Origin of the sequence: Streptomyces sp. SD31 (genome assembly GCF_052068475.1) — a bacterium.
Classification (GTDB): domain Bacteria; phylum Actinomycetota; class Actinomycetes; order Streptomycetales; family Streptomycetaceae; genus Streptomyces.
In genome coordinates, this window is sequence record NZ_JBQHCX010000002.1 from 622606 (window position 1) to 640606 (window position 18001).

Below are 18001 nucleotides of genomic sequence, written 5' to 3' on the forward strand. Positions count from 1 at the left end.
CGGTCACCGGTCACGACCCGAGAATCGACGCCAGGAACTCCCCGACCCACCCCAGCAACTCCCGCCCGACGAGCGGCTTCCCGCCCACCTTCGCGGTCTTCGGACGCGGCACCAGCACCTGGTGCGCCGCCGACTTGATGACGGTGCCCGGGTACAGGCGCTTGAGCCTGAGCTCCTGCGACTCCCGCAACTCCACCGGCGCGAAGCGGATGTTGTTGCCCTGCAGGACGATCTCGCCGACGCCACACGCGCGTGCCAGCATGCGCAGTCCCGCCACCAGCAGGAGGTTCTCGACCGGTTCCGGCAACTTGCCGTAGCGGTCGACGAGTTCCTCGCGTACGGCCTTGATGTCCTCCTCCGTGTTGGCGGAGGCGATGGAGCGGTAGGCCTGCAACCGGAGCCGCTCGCCGGGCGCGTAGTCGTGCGGGACATGCGCGTCGACGGGGAGCTCGATCTTGACCTCCAGCGGCGGCTCCTCCTCGACGCCGCCCTCCAGGGACGCCCGGTAGTCCGCGACCGCCTCGCCGACCATCCGGACGTACAGGTCGAAGCCGACGCCCGCGATGTGGCCGGACTGCTCGCCGCCCAGCAGGTTGCCGGCGCCTCGGATCTCCAGGTCCTTCATGGCGACGTACATGCCGGCGCCCATCTCCGTGTGCTGGGCGATGGTCGCCAGGCGCTCGTGGGCCGTCTCCGTGAGGGGCTTCTCCGGGGGGTACAGGAAGTAGGCGTAGCCGCGCTCCCTGCCTCGCCCGACCCGGCCGCGCAGCTGGTGCAGCTGGGACAGGCCGAAGTTGTCGCCGCGCTCCACGATCAGGGTGTTGGCGTTGGAGATGTCGATGCCGGACTCGACGATCGTGGTCGAGACGAGCACGTCGAACTTCTTCTCCCAGAAGTCGACGACGACCTGCTCCAGCGCCCCCTCCGACATCTGGCCGTGGGCGGTGGCGATCCGCGCCTCGGGGACGATCTCGCGCAGGCGCGCGGCCGCCCGGTCGATCGACTCGACCCGGTTGTGGATGTAGAAGACCTGGCCCTCGCGCAGCAGTTCGCGGCGGATCGCGGCGCCGATCTGCTTCTCCTCGTACGGGCCGACGAAGGTCAGGACGGGGTGCCGCTCCTCGGGCGGGGTCGTGATCGTCGACATCTCGCGGATGCCGGTGACCGCCATCTCCAGGGTTCTGGGGATCGGGGTCGCGGACATCGTCAGGACGTCGACGTTGGCGCGCAGCTTCTTCAGCTGTTCCTTGTGCTCGACGCCGAAGCGCTGCTCCTCGTCGACGATGACCAGGCCCAGGTCCTTGAACTTGGTCTCCGACGAGAACAGCCGGTGGGTGCCGATGACGATGTCCACCGAGCCGTCCTTCAGGCCCTCCAGGACCGCCTTCGCCTCGGTGTCGCTCTGGAAGCGGGACAGCGCCCGGGTGTTCACCGGGAACTGCGAGTAGCGCTCGGAGAACGTCCCGAAGTGCTGCTGCACCAGCAGGGTCGTCGGCACCAGCACCGCCACCTGCTTGCCGTCCTGTACGGCCTTGAAGGCGGCCCGGACCGCGATCTCCGTCTTGCCGTAGCCGACGTCGCCGCAGATCAGGCGGTCCATCGGGACCGACTTCTCCATGTCCTCCTTGACCTCGGCGATGGTCGTCAGCTGGTCGGGGGTCTCCGCGTACGGGAAGGCGTCCTCCAGCTCGCGCTGCCAGGGGGTGTCCGGGCCGAAGGTGTGCCCCGGGGCCGCCATGCGCGCGCTGTACAGCTTGATCAGGTCGGCCGCGATCTCCTTGACGGCCTTCTTGGCCCGCGCCTTGGTCTTGGTCCAGTCGGCGCCGCCCAGGCGGTGCAGGGTGGGGGCCTCGCCACCGACGTACTTGGTGATCTGCTCCAACTGGTCGGTGGGGATGTACAGGCGGTCGCCGGGCTGGCCGCGCTTGGCGGGGGCGTACTCGACGACGAGGTACTCGCGCGTGGCGCCCTGGACGGTGCGCTGCACCATCTCGATGTAGCGGCCGACGCCGTGCTGCTCGTGGACGATGTAGTCGCCCGTCTCCAGGGTGAGCGGGTCGATGGTCTTGCGGCGGCGGGCCGGCATGCGGGCGCCGTCCTTGCCGGCGGCCTTCTGCCCGGACAGGTCGGTCTCGGTCAGGACGGCCAGCTTGAGTACGGGGTCCACGAAGCCGTAGTCGATCGAGCCGCAGGCGACATGGACGACCGCCGGGGCGATCTCCCCGAGGTCCGCCGCCAGGCGCGCCGCCACGCCCTCACCGCCGAGCACCTCGACCGTGCGGGCCGCCGGGCCGTGGGCCTCGGTCACGAAGACGGTGCGCCAGCCGTCGGCGAGCCAGCCCTTGGTGTCGGCGAGGGCCTTCGCGGTGTCGCCGCGGTAGGACTCGGGGGCGTGCATGCCGAGCTTGAGGGTGTCTGCGTCGAGCGTCTCGTCGGCCGCGAACGGCGAGACCGACCACCACATCATGTCCAGCTCGCGCGCCCGGTCCCGGACGTCCGCGATGGACCACAGGGAGGCCGCGCCGACGTCGATGGGCGCCTCGCCGCCGCCGGCCGTGGCGGCCCAGGACGCCTGGAGGAACTCCTGCGAGGTGGCCACGAGGTCGGCGGCACGCGTGCGTACCCGTTCCGGGTCGCATACGACGGCCATGGCGTCCTTGGGCAGGACGTCGAGGAGCAGCTCCATGTCGTCGACGAGGACGGGGGCGAGGGACTCCATGCCCTCGACGGCGATGCCCTCGGCGATCTTGCCGAGCAGTTCGCCGAGCTCGGGGTGCGCTTCGGCGAGGGCACGCGCGCGTGCACGTACGTCGTCGGTGAGGAGGAGCTCGCGGCAGGGCGGGGCCCACAGGCCGTGCTCGGCGACTTCGAGGGAGCGCTGGTCGGCGACCTTGAAGTAGCGGATCTCCTCGACGTCGTCGCCCCAGAACTCGATGCGCAGGGGGTGCTCTTCGGTGGGCGGGAAGACGTCCAGGATGCCGCCTCGTACGGCGAACTCGCCGCGCTTCTCGACGAGCTCCACGCGCGCGTACGCGGCGGCGGCGAGGGCTTCGACGATCTCGTTCAGGTCGGCGGTCTGCCCCGTGCGCAGGGCCACCGGTTCAAGGTCGCCGAGGCCCTTGACCTGCGGCTGGAGGACCGAGCGGATGGGGGCGACGACGACGGAGACCGGGCCCGTCTCGGGGTCGTCGGGGCGGGGGTGGGCGAGGCGGCGGAGGACCGCGAGGCGGCGGCCGACGGTGTCGCTGCGGGGGCTGAGGCGCTCGTGCGGGAGGGTCTCCCAGGACGGGTACTCCACGACGCCCTCCGGGGGGAGGAGGGAGCGCAGGGCTGCCGCCAGGTCCTCGGCCTCGCGGCCCGTCGCCGTCACCGCGAGGACCGGGCGGTCGGTCTCACGGGCCAGGGCGGCGATCGCGAACGGGCGGGCCGCCGGGGGGCCGACCAGGTCGACGTGCATGCGGTTGCCGTCTGCGGCCGCCGTGATCGCTTCCGCGAGGGCGGTGTCCTTGACTACGGCGTCGAGCAGACCGTGCAGGCTCATTCGGGGGCGCTTTCGTCCGGGGTGGGCAACACGAAGGGCCCGACGCGTGTGACGGGCCGGGGGCCTCCAGCGTACGTCGCTGCGCGGGCGGGTGCCGGGCCTGTGGATAACGTCCGTTCTCTGGTGGCCGGCGTTGACGTGACGTCGTGCAGGGGCTCCGCGCCTGCGACCCCCCTGGGGCTGCCGCACCAGACCCCGCTTCGGCCCTGAAGGGGGCTCGTCCTCAACCACCGGACGGGCTGAAATGCCCGGGCCGGCCGCGGAAGGCACGGGTGGCCACAGGCTCCGAACCCCGCACCGCGTATGGTCCCCCCATGCCCACCCCCGCCACCTCCGCGACGCCGAACACGTCCTCGGACCCGCACATACCGGCGCCCGCCGGGCGTCCCGAAGGGGACGCGCGGCCCGATCCCGGTCGGCGGGACCCCTGGCTGCTCGCCGCCGCGCTCTTCGTCGGCTATGCGATCGTCTCCGTCGGCCGTTACCGGCATCTGGGGCAGCGGTCGTGGGATCTCGGGATCTTCGAGCAGGTCATCCGGTCGTACGCGCATCTTCAGGCGCCGATAGCCGACCTCAAGGGGCCCGGGTTCAACATCCTGGGCGATCACTTCAGCCCGGTGACGGCCCTGCTCGCGCCGTTCTACCGGGTGTTTCCCTCCCCGGTCACCCTGCTCGTCGCGCAGGCCGCGCTGTTCGCGCTGTCCGCCGTCCCCGTCACCCGGGCCGCGGCCCGGCTGCTGGGTCGGCCGCGTGGGCTTGCGATCGGGCTGTCGTACGGGCTGTCGTGGGGGCTTCAGCAGGCCGTCGACTTCGACTTCCACGAGATCTGCTTCGCCGTGCCGCTCATCGCCTTCAGCCTCGAAGCGCTGCTCGCACGGCGGTGGCGGGCCGCTCTGCTCTGGGCGATCCCGCTCGTCGTGGTGAAGGAAGATCTGGGGTTCACCCTGACGGCCATCGCGCTGGTCGTCGCCTGGCGGGCCCGCCAGGACTCGCCGCGCGCGTCCCGGTACGCGATCGGCGTCGCCGTCTTCGGCGTGGTGGCCGTCGCGGCCACCCTCCTGCTGGTCATACCGAGCTTCAACTCCGCCGGGACCTACGACTACTGGAACAAGGTGAGCGAGTCGTCGGGCGGCGGCGGGCCCTTCGACGGCCTCGACACCAAGCTCCGTACGCTGTGCTGGCTCCTCATACCGACCACCGGGCTGCTCGCCCTGCGGTCCCCGATCCTGCTCGTCGCCCTGCCCACCATCGGCTGGCGTTTCGTCTCCTCCTACTCGCAGTACTGGGGGACGGACTGGCACTACAGCGCCGTCCTGATGCCCGTCGTGGCCCTCGCGCTCGTCGACGCCCTCGACACTTCCCGGCACAGCACGCGCGCGTGGCTGCGGTCGTACGTCCATCACCTGCCCGCCGCCGTCGCGGCCGCCTCACTCGCGCTGACCACCTCGCTGCCGCTCGCCGCGCTGACCGAGAGCGAGATCTACCGCAAGCCCGCGCGCGTGACGGCCGTCGAGCGGCTCCTCGCCCAAGTGCCCGACAACGCCTCCGTCGAGGCGAACATCGCTCCGATCAGCCGGCTCACCTCGCGCTGCCGCGTCTTCTGGGTCAGCACTACGCGCGGTATCAACCCCGACTTCATCGCCCTCGACAACTCGCGCAAGCGCTATCGCGACGTCGAGGCCTACGCCGAGGCCCTGCACCCCGACGCCCGGTACACCGTCAAGGGCACCGCCTACGGAGTCGTACTGCTGGCGCGGCAGAGCGGACCGGGGCACAGCGGGCAATGACCGTGGGCCCGGTCCGGAGGGTGAAACCTCCGGACCGGGCCCGTCTCCCCCGCAACCCCCGTGTGCGGTGGCTCTTCGGTCGGCTGTTCGGTCGGCTATTCGGTCGCGATCGCGTTCAGTACGTTCATCCGGCCCGCCCTGAACGCCGGCACCAGTGCCGCGAACAGGCCCACGAACGCCGAGCCGATGAAGACCCCGGTGATCGTCGGCCACGGGATGTCGAGGACGTTCAGGCCCTCCAGAGCCAGCAGCTTCTGCGCGGTCGCGCCCCAGCCCATCCCGAGCCCGAGGCCCAGCAGGGCGCCGAACAGGGCGATCACCACCGACTCCATGCGGATCATGCGGCGCAGCTGGCGGCGGGAGAGGCCGATGGCGCGCATCAGGCCGATCTCGCGGGTGCGTTCCACCACCGACAGGGCCAGGGTGTTCACCACGCCCAGGACCGCCACGATGATCGCCAGGGCGAGCAGGCCGTAGACCATGTTCAGGAGCTGGCCCATCTGGTCCTTGAGCTCCTGCTTGTAGTCGGTCTGGTCGCGGACCGGGTACTGCGGGTAGTCGTGCAGCGACTTCTTCAGGGCCGCGTACGCCGCCTCCTCCTGGCCGTCCTTCGCCTTGCCGAACAGCATCTCGGTCTGCGGGATCCGGTCGGCGGGCAGGTACTCGCGCAGCGTCTCGATGCTGATGTAGCGCGCGCCCTGGTCGAAGGAGGTGTCGTCGTCCGTGATGGCCGCGACCTTCAGCTTCGCCGTCCGGCCGCCCTCGAAGGCGACGGTGAGGGTGTCGCCGACGTGCACACCGTGCTCGGTGGCGTAGTCGGAGCCGACCGACATGGCGTCCTTGCCGTAGGCGGCGGACAGGGTGCCCTCCGTGGTCGTACGGCGGAGGTCCTCGGCGTACGTCGGGTCGGCGGCGGTGAGCCCGCTGTCGTCGGTCTTGCCGTCCGGCGAGGTCAGTGTGGCGTCGACCGCCTTGGAGCGGGTGACATGCTCCAGGCCCGGCGTCCGCTGCATCGCCTTCTCGGCGTTCGCCACGATCTCCTGCTGCCCGCTCATCACGATGAAGTCCGCGCCCACCGACTTGTCGAGCTCACTCGTCGCCGAGGCGACCAGCGAGGAGCCGACCACCGACAGGCAGGCCACCAGGGCGAGGCCGATCATCAGGGCGGCGCCGGTGGCGCCGGTACGGCGCGGGTTGCGCAGGGCGTTGCGCTCGGCCATGCGGCCCACGGGCCCGAAGGCGCGCAGCAGCACCGCGCTGATCACCCGGACCACCCCGCCGGCGAGCAGCGGGCCGATGACCACGAAGCCGATCAGGGTCAGCACCACGCCGCCGCCCAGCACCAGCGCACCGTCGCTCGCCTTGTCGGCCGTGGCGGCCAGGTAGAGGGCGAAGGCGCCCGCGCCGGTCAGGACCAGCCCGATCAGGCCGCGCACCCAGCCGGCCTTGCCGTCGGCCGGCGTACCGGCGTCGCGCAGGGCGGCCATCGGGGAGACCTTGCCGGCTCGGCGGGCCGGGAGGTAGGCGGCGAGGACCGTGACCACGACGCCCAGGAGCAGGCCGACCACCGGGGTCGTCGCCTTCACCGTCAGGTCGTCGGTGGACAGGTTCATGCCGGCCATCGACATGAGCTTCATCAGGCCGATCGCGATGCCGACACCGGCCCCCACACCGAGCACGGATCCGACGAAGCCCAGCAGCAGCGCCTCCACCAGCACGGACCGGTTGACCTGCCGGCGCGAGGAGCCGATCGCCCGCATGAGGCCGATCTCGCGGGTGCGCTGGGCGACCAGCATCGAGAAGGTGTTGATGATCAGGAAGATGCCGACCAGGAACGCGATCCCCGCGAAGCCGAGCATGGCGTACTTCATGACGTTCATGAACTCGCCGACGTCCTTGCGGTTCTCGTCGGCGTTCTCCTTGGCCGTCTGGATCTTGTACGCGCCGGACGTGCCGTTCAGGGCGTCGGCGACGTTCCGCTTGAGCTGCGCGTCGCTGACGCCGTCCGCCGCGGTGACGGAGACCTGCGTGAAGCGGCCGGTGGCGCCGAGCAGGGTGCGCTGGGCGGTGGCGGTGTCGAAGTAGACGACGGCCGCGCCCGGGTTGGTGACCTTCCAGGAGGCGATGCCGGCGATCCGCGCGCGGATGTCGCCGGTGGCGGCGATGGTGCGCAGTTCGTCGCCGAGCTTCAGGTCGTGCTTGTCGGCGGTGTCCGCGTCGACCATGACCTCGGTGGGCCCGCGCGGGGCATGCCCGGAGGTGATCTCCATGGACCTCAGGTCGTTGGCCGTCCAGTTGCCGGCGAACGTGGGCGCGCCCGTGCTGGACCCCATGTTCTTGTTCTCGGAGTTGACGACGGTCACGCTCGTCGAGGCGACCGCGCCCTCCGCCTTCTTCACGCCGTCGACGGCGGCGACCTGCTCGACGGTGGAGGCGGGCAGCGAGCTGGGCCGGCCCGTTCCACCGCCGTCGTCCTCGTCCTTGGCGTCCTTGGGACTGACGGTGACGTCGGAGGAGGTGACGGCGAAGAGCTTGTCGAAGGTGGTGTTCATCGTGTCGGTGAACACCAGCGTCCCGCACACGAAGGCGACGGACAGGAGCACCGCCACGGCCGACAGCGCCATGCGCCCCTTGTGCGCGAAGAAGTTGCGCAGCGAGGTCTTCACGACGGTCATGACGTGCGCCCCCGGGCGTCGAAGTCCTTCATGCGGTCCAGGACGGCGTCGGCGGTCGGCTTGTACATCTCGTCGACGATGCGTCCGTCGGCGAGGTACAGCACCCGGTCCGCGTACGAGGCGGCGACCGGGTCGTGCGTGACCATCACGATGGTCTGCCCGAGCTCGTCGACGGACCTGCGCAGGAAGCCGAGCACCTCGGCACCCGCGCGCGAGTCGAGGTTTCCGGTCGGCTCGTCACCGAAGATGATCTCCGGCCGCGCGGCCAGGGCACGGGCGACGGCGACACGCTGCTGCTGGCCGCCGGAGAGCTGGGTGGGCCGGTGCTTGAGCCGGTCGGAGAGTCCCACCGTGTCGACCACGCGCCCGAGCCACTGCCGGTCCGGCTTACGGCCCGCTATGTCCATGGGGAGTGTGATGTTCTCCAGGGCGTTGAGCGTCGGCAGCAGGTTGTACGCCTGGAAGATGAAGCCGATCCGGTCCCGGCGCAGCTGTGTGAGCTTCTTGTCCTTCAGCCCGGTGATCTCGGTCTCGTCGAGATAGATCTTGCCGCCGGTGACGGTGTCGAGCCCGGCGAGGCAGTGCATGAGGGTGGACTTGCCGGACCCCGAGGGGCCCATGATCGCGGTGAACTGCCCACGCGCGATGTCCACATCCACATGGTCGAGGGCGACGACACGGGTCTCCCCCGACCCGTACGCCTTGACGACCTGCCGCGCCCGCGCGGCAACGGCCGTACGCCCTCCAGTGCCCCCGTGCCTGGGAATGGTTACAGCCGATGTCACGGTATGTCTCCTAAGTCGGTCAGCAGGTGAGTCACGAAGACCGCTACGACGGTCAGTGATTCGGTCCGGCGACGGTCCAGTAATGCGGTACGACGCTCAGTCTCGTGGCGGGAACGGGTACGGCGCGCTGGTGCCCGGCCCCGTCTTGTGCGGGGGAAAACCCCACCCCCGCCGGTTCGGTCAGCCGCCCCCCAGCGGCGTAAAGCCAGGTTAAGGACGGCCCCCGCCGCGTCTCGTCCTCCCGCGGTACCAACCCTCCCCGAGACCTGGTGCGGAGGAACCCCTAGGGGCAGTCCACCCTTCGGGGGAGCGCGCCTCGGGGTCGCCTCCACCCTCGGACGCATCCAGGCTGCACCCTCCCGCGACGTCAGGGTCAAGTGGGAAGCTGTTCGCGGCATATAGATGCAAGGGGAATGCATAGGGAATGCATCAGGAGAGGAACCCGGTGGGCAGTACGAGACCCGCGACGCGCGACCCCGCACAGCGCACCGGAACCGACAGACGCGGGGCCGTGGTCGCGGCTCTGATGCTCGCGATGGCGCTGGCCGCGCTCGACGCCACCATCGTCTCCACGGCCGTACCGCAGATCGTCGGCGACCTCGGCGGCTTCTCGGTCTTCTCCTGGCTGTTCTCCGGATATCTACTGGCCGTGACCGTGACCCTCCCGGTCTACGGCAAGCTCTCCGACACCTTCGGCCGCAAGCCGGTGCTGATCGCGGGCGCGGCGCTGTTCCTGCTGGGGTCGCTGCTGTGCGCGGTGGCCTGGAACATGGCGGCGCTGATCGCGTTCCGGATCGTGCAGGGCCTGGGCGGCGGGGCCCTTCAGGGCACGGTCCAGACGCTGGCCGCCGATCTGTACCCGCTGGAGGAACGCCCGAAGATCCAGTCCAAGTTGTCCACGGTGTGGGCGGTGTCGGCGGTGGCCGGCCCGGGGTTGGGCGGGGTCCTGGCGGCGTACGCGGACTGGCGCTGGATCTTCCTGATCAACCTGCCGATCGGGGCGGTGGCGTTGTGGCTGATCGCGCGTCACCTGCACGAGCCGGCCCGCGAAACGACGGGTACGCGTGCGCGTGTCGACTGGGCGGGCGCGTTGGCGGTGTTCGCGTGCGGGGGTGTGCTGCTGACGGCGCTGGTGCAGGGCGGGGTGGCGTGGCCGTGGCTGTCGGGGCCGTCGATCGCCTTGTTCGGTACGGGACTTGCGCTGGCGGCGGTCGTGGTGTGGGTGGAGCGCCGGGCGGCCGAGCCGATCATCCCGGGCTGGGTGTGGCGGCGCCGGACGATCGCGGCGGTGAACCTGGCGCTGGGCGCGCTGGGGTTGCTGATGGTGGCGCCGACGGTGTTCCTGCCCACCTACGCCCAGTCGGTCCTCGGCCTGGCTCCGGTGGCGGCCGGATTCGTGCTGTCGGTCTGGACGTTGAGCTGGCCGGTGTCGGCGGCGTTCAGTCAGCACGTGTACCGCAGGATCGGCTTCCGGAACACGGCGATGCTGGGGATCGGATCGGCTTCGCTGATCCTGCTGGCGTTCCTGTTCCTGCCGTATCCCGGGGAGGCCTGGCAGCCGACGCTGCTGATGCTGTTGCTGGGGGCGGCGCTGGGCCTGTTCCAACTGCCGCTGATCGTGGGCGTGCAGTCGACGGTGGGGTGGTCGGAGCGGGGTACGACGACGGCGTCCGTCCTGTTCTGCCGGCAGACGGGCCAGACGGTGGGCGCGGCCCTCTTCGGCGCGGTGGCGAACGGGGTACTGGCGTCGCGGCTGGGCGGCGCGAGCGACCTGGACTCGGTGACGCGGGCCCTGGATTCCGACGGCGGGGCACCGGAGGCCACCAGGCGGGCCGTCGCCGAGGCGGTGCACGCGGTGTACCTGGGGGCGTCGTGCGCGGCGGCGCTGGCCTTCCTGGTGCTGTTGCTGCTGGCGCCGAGGCGGTTTCCGGTCCTCAAGGAAGACCTCAACGAAGACCTCGAAAAAGCCCTCAAGGAAGACGGACGCTGACCTCGGGGTTGGCCGGCGACGGCCCGTCGAGCGGCGGCTGCGGAACGCCCTTCAAGTGCAGGTCGAAGAACGCGGCGACGTACACGCGCGTGAGAGCCTGCGAACGCTCATAGGGAAGCGGGGCGGTGTCCGGGATGCCGGCCAGTTCCGCGAGGAGCGGTACGTCGGTGAAGGAGCCGTGGTCGGCTCCGGCGACGGTCAGCCAGCGCTTCCAGCCGTCCAGGTGGGGCCAGCCCTGGACCCACTTCTCGTCCGCGTGCCTCTCCTTCGTCCCGAACATCAGGAAGGGACGCCCGTCGAGCCCGTCGTCCGGGACGGGCGCGAAGAAGGTGCCGTCCATGTTCACACCGGCCCGCACGCGCGCGTCCCCGGCCATCGTCGTGGCGGCGGCGTTGCCGCCGATGGAGTGCCCGGCCATGCCGATCCGCTTCGCGTCGATCACGCGCGCGTACCGCCACGCGGGGTGACGTCCGGTCAGCCGGTCGAGCACGAAGGAGACGTCCTCGGCCCGGCTCTCGGCGATGGCCGCCAGTCCGCCCTGAGGGAGCTTGTCGCAGATGGCACAGGGCAGGGTCCGCCCGTCGGGGAGGGTCGTACCGGCGTTCTCATACGGGTGGTCGACCAGCGCGACGACGTATCCGCGACTGGCGAGGTCCTCGGCGAGACCGGTGAGCGTGGCGCGCGGGAGGGTGAAACCGGGCGAGAGCACGACCAGCGGGAATCTGCCGTGCGCCGGGCGCGCGTCGGGGTGCGCCCAGGTACGGACACCGCCGATCACCTCGGGCGGGACGGTGACGTCCGGGGCGCGCAGCTGAATCAGGAGGCGGGCCTCCTCGGTGGTCATGTACGGGGCGGTCGGGCCTTCGGTTCCGGGCCGTGCGGGGTAGTACATCGAGACCATCAACTGCCGCGGGCCGGCGGACGGCACCCAGGGGTCGGGGCGGTCGCCGTCGACGAGGTGGACGGTGCCGCGCCCTACGGTGTGGGGTCCGGTGGGGCGGGGCAGTTGGGCCGACCCGACCGTGGACGAAGGGTTCGCGGGGGTGGCGGAGGCGGACCCCGCTGCGGCGATCGGCAGGGTCAGGGCCGGTCCGAGCGCGAGCACGGCGGACGCCGTGAACGCCAATAAGCGTGATCTGTTCATGCGGAGGACGCTAGGGCGCGGACCCGTGACCGGCGTCACCCTGGAGTCCCCTGTCCGGCAGGCCACGTCGTACCGCAGACGTACGGATCTACCCTGTCCCCATGCTGACCCTGGAGCGCCTACGCGCCGACCACGCGGACGCCCTGCTGGCCTTCGAGCGGGAGAACCGCGAGTACTTCGCCCGGTCGATCCCGGACCGTGGAGACGCCTATTTCGACCCTGCCGGGTTCGCCGCCCGGCACGAGGCACTGCTGGCCGAACAGGACGCCGGGATCTGCCACTTCCACGTCGTGCTGGACGCCGACGGGCACCTCGTCGGCCGGGTCAACCTGATCGACGTCGAGGACGGTTCCGCCGAACTCGGCTACCGCGTCGGCGAATTCGCGGCCGGCAAGGGCGTCGCCACCTCGGCGGTGGCACAGGTGTGCCGGGTGGCGGGTACGGCGTACGGGCTGACGTCCCTGGTCGCCGTCACCCACCTGGACAACCTCGCCTCCCGGACCGTGCTGGAGCGAAACTCCTTCACCGTCGTGGAAGACGTCACCGTGGACGGCCGGCCCGCGGTCCGCTACCGCCGCTCGCATCTCGGGCACTGACGGTCTGCGTCAGCGCCGGGGCCTGTCCGGTGGTCCCGCCGGACAGGCCCCGGCCACAGGCCCCTTGGCCCCTGCCCCTTGGCCCTTGGCCCTTGGCCCCGAGGAGGGCTCAGCGCTTGAGCGTGAAGGTGAAGTCGCCGGAGAGCCTGCCGCTCAGCCGGACTGTCGAGACGAGCTTCCCCTCCGTGATCGCTCTCTCGACCTCGGCCCGTGAAAGACCACAGCCTTCAGCGATCAGCCGTACCGGCCGGACGGGAATCCGCGCCGCGAAGCGGACCGAGACGTCGATCACCTCGCGATCCAGGTGATCCGATCCGCCGGTGTCGAGACGCCAGGCGCCCGCCCAGTCGAGGGCGATGCGATTACGGCGCCGCACGACCGGGTCCTGGAGCAACTCGGCCGTCAGGCCGAGGTCGTTGTCATGCAGCCGGTCCAGCAGCTCAGGTCGTACGGAGCGCACATGCACCCGCTCCAGGACCGTGAGCTTTGCCGTTTCCCCGCAAGCGGTGCAGAGGACGAGGAGCCAGGCGTCGATGAGCTTGTGGTGTGCGTTGACGCGAAATTTGCCGCTTGCCCGGAAACGCTCGGACGCGCACGTGTGGCAACGGCGCAGAACGATCGGCAGGCAGGTGGGCGCGACGACCCAGGTTGTGAGCACAGAAGTACACCGGTTTCAGTGAGAAGTCCGCAGCAAAAAGAAGCGCGGCGCACATGCGCGACGCGCGACGAATCAGCGCTCGGGAGGTCTCACACGGTGTACAACGGCACGCCCTTCACCAGACGACTGGAGGCGGCAGCACGGTAATGGCGAACGGCCGTGCTGCTCCACCGGTTTTCGTGTGAGGGTGCTGTCATGACCCACGCAACACGACGCACCCTCCGTGGATTTGCGGAGACCTTGGTCCACCTGGGCATAGCGACGGACGAACAAGCCGCGACCGGCCTGGCGAAGGCCGCCGGGATCGGCATGGACCTCGACGAGGAGTTCCAGCACACCAACGAACTGACCTTCCTCGTCGGCGAATGCGGCCTCGGCTTCCAAATGCCCGAGAAGGTGCTGGGCGATCTCGAGGACGGGTACGAGGAGCTGCTGCTCGACGCGGCGGCGTGCTCGGGCGGCTCGGTGGTCGTCGATGACGTGGAGCTGGTGAAGGACGAGGACGGGGACGAGTACCTGCACTTCCGGCGCAATGGCCGGTCGATCTGGCACCCGGCGGAACACTTCTCCGACAGCACCCGCTACATGGACTGGAACGCCGCCTTCGACGCCATCGGCGACCTCGTGCCCGGCAACGACGATCCACGGGGCTTCCACCAGCTGGACGAGGAGTCCTGCGACGCCTGGTGGCTGCTGTTGACGCCCGAACAGGCCGCGGGGCTCGAGGAGTTCGGCCTGCCGATGCCGGTGCGGCTCGGCAACTGGGTGCGCGACCAAGTACCCACCGCGGAGCCCGAGACGCTCGCCTGGTACGTGGAGGACGACCGCCTGCACGCGAGCGAGGAGTCCCGTCAGCGTCTTGACGCGTGGCTGGCTTCCATGGACACCGCCCTGGACCGGTGGCGAACGGCCCACCTGCCGGCCGCTTTCCCCTTCGACTACTCGCTCGACTCGCTCTCGGAACTGGAACGGCTCGTACTGGACCGCTTCGACAGCCTTGCCTCCCTGGAGGCGGCGGCCGCAGACGAGTTCTTCGAGGGCGCGGTCCGGTACGTCGGAGAGACCTCGCTGCGGCTGTGGCCGTGCCGCTGGACGTACCGGCACTCCGACGACGCCTCGTCGGTGTTCACCGACGAGCCGCTGATCCGTTCCAATGCCCCGGACGGCTTCGCGGGGCAGTTCTCTCCCGCCTACGTACTGCGGACCCTCGTCAGAACCCGCACCTCCGAGGACATGCGCGAGCGCATGGAAGGAGTCGGCGAAGCGGTCGACAGCTACCACAAGGCGCTACGCTCCCGCGCCCGCTGAGGCCCCTGGGGGACAGCCCCAGCCCCTCAGCTGCTTCAAAGGTCTGAGTTAACGCGGGTAACACCCCAGGTCAGGCACGGTTTGACGTAGTAAGCGCCTACCGACCGCTCAGTTTGGTGAAAACCGCACGCATTCCCGGTACTCCGAAGTAACGTGCGTGGCTCGCCCGCCCCCCACCTCCCTGCGGTCCGCCGCACCGGACCCGAGCCATGCAAGGAGCAAAGGGATGTCCTCCCCGCACGACCCCTACGACCCCTACGACCGGTACGACCGGTACGCCCCGCCCTCGCCCACCTACCCCTGGCAGCCCCCCGCCCCACCGCAGCCACCGGCACCCCCTCGACACCGAACCCCCGACCACCCACCCCTCGGCCACCACAGCGACCTGCGCATCCTGCGCACCGCCTACCGCTGGCAGCGGCGCGTCGCGACGCTCACCGCGCTCGGGTACTTCACCCTCTTCCTGATCCTGTCCGCCTTCGCACCCGGGTTCATGACGAGCACGGTCACCGACGGGCTGCCCGCCGGCCTGCTGCTCGCGCTGCTCCAACTGCCCGTCACCTGGCTGGCGATAGCCCTGTACGAGCACACCGCCCGCCGTTACGTCGACCCGCTCGCGGACCGCATCCGCAAGGAGGCCGCCGTGGAAGCCAAGCGTGAGTCGGCGAAGAGGGGGACGGGACGATGACGGACTTCAGCGGAGACGCCCAGGCGATGTCGCTGGTCGCCTTCTGTGCCGTGGCCACCATCACGCTGCTGCTGTGCGTGATGACGGGCCCGGACCGCGACGACCTCGACGAGTTCTACACGGGCTACAGCTCCCTGTCCCCCATGCGCAACGGCCTGGCGATCGCCGGCGACTACATCAGCGCGGCGACCGTACTGGGCACGACCGGCGTGGTCGCGCTGTGCGGCTACGACGGGATCGTGCTGGCGTTGAGCACGGCCCTGTCGCTCATGCTCCTGATGTTCCTGCTGGCCGAACCCCTGCGCAACGCGGGCCGGTTCACCATGGGCGACGCGCTGGCGCGCCGTATGCCGGGGCGCGGCGTGCGCATCGCGGCGTGCGTGGTGACGCTGGCCGCGCTGGTGCCGCTGATGCTGGTGCAGCTGGCGGGGACCGGGCAGTTGCTGGCGTTCATCCTCGGGTTCTCGGGCGACTCGTTGAAGACCGGGTGCATCGTCGGCCTCGGCGTGCTGATGATCAGCTACGCGGCGATCGGCGGGATGAAGGGCACGGCCCTCATCCAGATCCTGAAGATGGTGATGCTGCTCGGATCGGGCGCCGTCGTCGCCGTACTGGTGCTGGCACGGTTCGACTGGAATCCGGGCGCGTTGTTCAGCGCGGCGGCCGAGCGGAGCGGGGTCGGCCCGGCGTTCCTGGAGTCGGGGCTGCAGTTCGCGGGCGGCCCGCACCCCCGCCTGGACATGATCAGCGCGCAGTTCGCGGTCGTCCTCGGCGGTGCCTGTCTGCCGCACATCACCATGCGCATGTACACGGCGTCGGGCGTGCGTCAGGTGCGGCGCTCGATGTCCTGGGCGGTGTCCAGCGTGGCGCTGTTCGTGCTGATGATCACGGTGATCGGCTTCGGTGCGACGGCGCTGATCGGGCGTGAGGCGATCCTCGGGGCGGACCCGCAGGGCAACACGGCCTATCTGCTGGGCTCCAGGGCCGCCTTCGGCGCCGACGTCTCCACCGCGGAGACCCTGCTCTTCACGACGGTCACCACGGCCATCTTCCTGACCGTGCTCGCCTCGGTCGCCGGCATGATCCTCGCCTGCGCGAACTCCCTCGCCCATGACGTGTTCGCCGTCCGGGTACGGGAGCTGTCCGGCCGCCGCGAGATGACGCTGGCGCGGCTGTCGGCGCTGGCCGTGGGGGTCCCGGCGATCGTGCTGGCGACGATGGTCCAGCACCGCAGCCTGCAGCCGCTGGTGACCCTGTCCTTCTCCCTGGGCGCCTCGGCCATCGCCCCGGCGCTCGTCTACAGCCTGTTCTGGCGCCGGTACACGCGGGCCGGTCTGCTGTGGACGCTGATCGGCGGCTCGGTGGTCGTGCTCGTACTGATGCCGGGGACCAATCTGGTCTCCGGATCACCGGTTTCGGCCTTCCCCGACGCCGACTTCAACTGGTTCCCGTTCACGACTCCCGGGCTGGTGTCGATTCCGGCCGGGTTCCTCTTCGGGTGGCTCGGGACGGTCCTGTCCGGACGGGGGAAGTCGGAGGAACAGCGGCGGCAGTACGAGGCCGTGGAGGGGTGGATTCTGGCGGGGGCGGTACGCAGGGGGAACTGACCGCCGGGTGAATGACCGCGAGGGAACTGACGACCGGTGACCTGACGGCCGGTGAGCTGACCGCCGGTGAGCTCACCCGGACACGGCGCCCCGCCACCGGCGTCACTCACTCCAGCGCGGCCTGCCCCGTCAGCGCCGTCAGACTGACCCGCATCTGGCCGATGTGCGCCCGCACGTCGTCCCACATCTCCCCGTGCTCGCGCAGCACCCGTTCCGTCTCCCGGGCGATGGCATCCGCCCGCCGCCGGGCCTGCGCGAGCAGCTCCGTCGCGCGCGCCCGCGCCTCCTCCTGCAAGCGCTGCGTCGAGGCCTGCGCGTCCGCGAGCTCCTGCTCCGCATCGGACAGCGAGGCCTCGGCCCGCGCCATCCGCTCCTTCTCCGACGCCTCCAGCGCCGCCAGCCGCTCCTCGGCCTCCCGTTCGGCCTCGGTCCACCGCGCGGTGTGCTCCTTGTCCTGCTCGGTGAGCATCACGGCGGTGCGCTCCCGTACCTCGCGCAACGTGCCGAGCGCCTCCCCGCGCCCCTCCTTCACATCGCGCCGGGCGGTGACACGGATCTCGATCGCCTCGGCACGAGCGGCGAGCAACCGCTCATCGGCACGCTCCTCCGCGTCGGCGCGTACGGCGTCGGCGTACGCCTGTGCCGCGTCACGCACACTGTTCGCACGCTTCAGCGCCTCGTCGACCAGGGTCTGTGCCTCCTGCCGCGCACCTTCCCGCAAGGTCTCGGCCTCCTCCTGCACCAGCGCGAGGATCCGCCGCGCGCGCCCCCCGAGCGTCTCGTACGTCTGCGGGGCGAGCTGCGCCACCTCCTCCCGCAGCTGCTCCGCCTCCTCCTCCATCTCCCTGGCGAGCACGGTGAGGCGCGCGGCCCGCTCCCAGGCGGCGTCGCGGTCGCGGAAGAGGGCGTCGACGTAGGCGTCGACCTGTTCGGGACGGTAGCCACGCCCACGTACGACCACGAAGTCGTAGAGCGAGACCGGTGCGCCGCTCATCCTGGAACCCCTCTCCGTCAAACCAACGCGAAAATAATCATTTAGCGTCCATCTTGATGTATCAGATGGAATCGCCCATAACGCGACACTCCGCGCGCGGGGGCATGAGGTAGGCGCAGGGGCACGGCACAGGCGCAGAGACACAGAGGGGAGATATGGAGGCGCGGGGTGGGATTGCGCGGGGCGGAAGGCGCCGGGCGGGTGGCGCGGGGACGTAGGGGTGTGCGG

Annotated in this window: 12 protein-coding genes; 6 read left to right on the top strand and 6 right to left on the bottom strand. The window is 70.5% G+C overall.

Annotated elements, in window-relative coordinates; translation table 11 throughout:
• Positions 1 to 10: 10 nt before the first annotated feature.
• Positions 11 to 3541, bottom strand: coding sequence for a transcription-repair coupling factor (mfd, locus tag ACTMVF_RS06755; protein WP_441270011.1), 3531 nt, complete (start codon positions 3539 to 3541; stop codon positions 11 to 13).
• A 314-nt stretch (positions 3542 to 3855) separates the two neighbouring features.
• Here mfd and ACTMVF_RS06760 point away from each other — a divergent pair, with 314 nt between their 5' ends.
• Positions 3856 to 5328, top strand: coding sequence for a DUF2079 domain-containing protein (locus ACTMVF_RS06760; RefSeq protein ID WP_441270012.1), 1473 nt, complete (start codon positions 3856 to 3858; stop codon positions 5326 to 5328).
• A gap of 95 nt (positions 5329 to 5423) precedes the next feature.
• Here the strand turns inward: ACTMVF_RS06760 and ACTMVF_RS06765 are convergent, their stop codons facing one another.
• Positions 5424 to 8003, bottom strand: a complete 2580-nt coding sequence (locus ACTMVF_RS06765) for an ABC transporter permease (protein WP_441270013.1) — start codon at positions 8001 to 8003, stop codon at positions 5424 to 5426.
• Positions 8000 to 8788 (bottom strand): ABC transporter ATP-binding protein, encoded by a 789-nt coding sequence (locus ACTMVF_RS06770; protein WP_441270014.1) that lies wholly within the window; start codon positions 8786 to 8788, stop codon positions 8000 to 8002. Before ACTMVF_RS06770 ends, ACTMVF_RS06765 begins: the two co-directional genes overlap by 4 nt.
• 445 nt (positions 8789 to 9233) lie before the next feature.
• On the opposite strand from ACTMVF_RS06770, the gene ACTMVF_RS06775 reads away from it, so the two are divergent.
• Entirely contained in the window at positions 9234 to 10778 is a 1545-nt protein-coding gene (locus ACTMVF_RS06775; protein ID WP_441270015.1) for an MFS transporter, read from the top strand.
• Here ACTMVF_RS06775 and ACTMVF_RS06780 read toward each other — a convergent pair.
• On the bottom strand, positions 10759 to 11922 hold the full coding sequence (locus ACTMVF_RS06780; RefSeq protein ID WP_441270016.1) for an alpha/beta hydrolase family protein: 1164 nt from the start codon (positions 11920 to 11922) through the stop codon (positions 10759 to 10761). The two genes, ACTMVF_RS06775 and ACTMVF_RS06780, sit on opposite strands and share 20 nt — an antisense overlap.
• A gap of 101 nt (positions 11923 to 12023) precedes the next feature.
• On the opposite strand from ACTMVF_RS06780, the gene ACTMVF_RS06785 reads away from it, so the two are divergent.
• A complete protein-coding gene (locus ACTMVF_RS06785) occupies positions 12024 to 12518 on the top strand; it encodes a GNAT family N-acetyltransferase (protein WP_441270017.1) in 495 nt (164 codons plus the stop codon).
• A gap of 109 nt (positions 12519 to 12627) precedes the next feature.
• Here the strand turns inward: ACTMVF_RS06785 and ACTMVF_RS06790 are convergent, their stop codons facing one another.
• Positions 12628 to 13176, bottom strand: a complete 549-nt coding sequence (locus ACTMVF_RS06790; protein ID WP_441270018.1) for a DUF1062 domain-containing protein — start codon at positions 13174 to 13176, stop codon at positions 12628 to 12630.
• A 195-nt stretch (positions 13177 to 13371) separates the two neighbouring features.
• On the opposite strand from ACTMVF_RS06790, the gene ACTMVF_RS06795 reads away from it, so the two are divergent.
• From ACTMVF_RS06795 to ACTMVF_RS06805, 3 genes are all read left to right on the top strand, one after another.
• Positions 13372 to 14484: a hypothetical protein gene (locus tag ACTMVF_RS06795; protein WP_441270019.1), complete on the top strand. Its 1113-nt coding sequence runs from the start codon at positions 13372 to 13374 to the stop codon at positions 14482 to 14484.
• Positions 14485 to 14710: 226 nt separating this feature from the next.
• A complete protein-coding gene (locus tag ACTMVF_RS06800) occupies positions 14711 to 15172 on the top strand; it encodes a DUF485 domain-containing protein (protein WP_441270020.1) in 462 nt (153 codons plus the stop codon).
• Complete coding sequence (locus ACTMVF_RS06805) at positions 15169 to 16779, top strand: sodium/solute symporter (protein ID WP_441270021.1); 1611 nt, start codon at positions 15169 to 15171, stop codon at positions 16777 to 16779. The genes ACTMVF_RS06800 and ACTMVF_RS06805 overlap by 4 nt, the downstream gene beginning before the upstream one ends.
• A 106-nt stretch (positions 16780 to 16885) precedes the next feature.
• Here the strand turns inward: ACTMVF_RS06805 and ACTMVF_RS06810 are convergent, their stop codons facing one another.
• Positions 16886 to 17773, bottom strand: a complete 888-nt coding sequence (locus ACTMVF_RS06810) for a cellulose-binding protein (RefSeq protein ID WP_441270022.1) — start codon at positions 17771 to 17773, stop codon at positions 16886 to 16888.
• Positions 17774 to 18001: the final 228 nt, after the last annotated feature.